At 32.1% G+C, this 778-nt stretch carries 1 protein-coding gene and 1 pseudogene; both read right to left on the reverse strand.

What is annotated here, in order from left to right:
• A partial coding sequence (locus O6B72_RS09355) for a hypothetical protein (protein WP_269492996.1) occupies positions 1 to 245 on the reverse strand: 245 nt, incomplete at its 3' end.
• Positions 246 to 256: 11 nt separating this feature from the next.
• Positions 257 to 778 (reverse strand): annotated as a pseudogene (locus O6B72_RS09360) (phage tail protein); the annotation flags it as partial.

The raw sequence follows: 778 nt of genomic DNA on the forward strand, positions 1-778 counted from the left end.
ACATTTAAATTCTTAGTATAAAAATCATTTTCTTTATTTCCATTTTTAAGGGCGTAGTCTTTTAAGCTTTGGGCTTTTACATAAAGCTTTAATGTCTCATTTAGCTCAGTTTTTAACTGATAATTCTTTAAATTTGCATCAACTTCATATTTTGTATAAAGCTTTTTAAAGTTATCATTTATGATGATTCGCCAACTAGTAACTCCAAGTTCCATTGTTTCAAGTCCGTTTGTAAGTCTTGCCATTGTTTCTCCTTTTAAATAGTTATACTAACTTCTTTACTTAAAAACCCACCCTTATATGCTACTTGCCACAGATAAAAAGTAGTCCTTGGGCTTGCTTTTACCTCAAATCTCTCACCTTTTGTTTCATATACATTTTCTTTATTGTCAAGAAGCCACTTAATTATGATTTTATTTTCATTTAACCCCTCATCAACTCCTGCTATTAAATTATCAGCATTTCGGTAGTTTGCTCCATGAAGTCTAACGCAGTTTTTCCACTCTAAGATAACTTTTTCACCCTCTCTAAAAGCTTTTAAATTTGATGGTGGGTATGGATATTTACCACCCCCAGAGTGAGAAAAACTAAGCTTTTTAACTTCACTTTTTACAGCGAAATTTGATACTTCATAAAAAAGTGTTGTATTTGGTGCAATCAGTGGCAAGGTGATAAGATCATTTGCATCAACAGGTGCAAACCAAACTTTAGCTCCTTTTAAATGTCTTGATATCTTTGTCCCACTAAGTCCTCTCATAAGTGTTTTAACTCTCCATTT

Origin of the sequence: Campylobacter ureolyticus, from assembly GCF_027277485.1 — a bacterium.
Classification (GTDB): Bacteria; Campylobacterota; Campylobacteria; order Campylobacterales; family Campylobacteraceae; genus Campylobacter_B; species Campylobacter_B ureolyticus_B.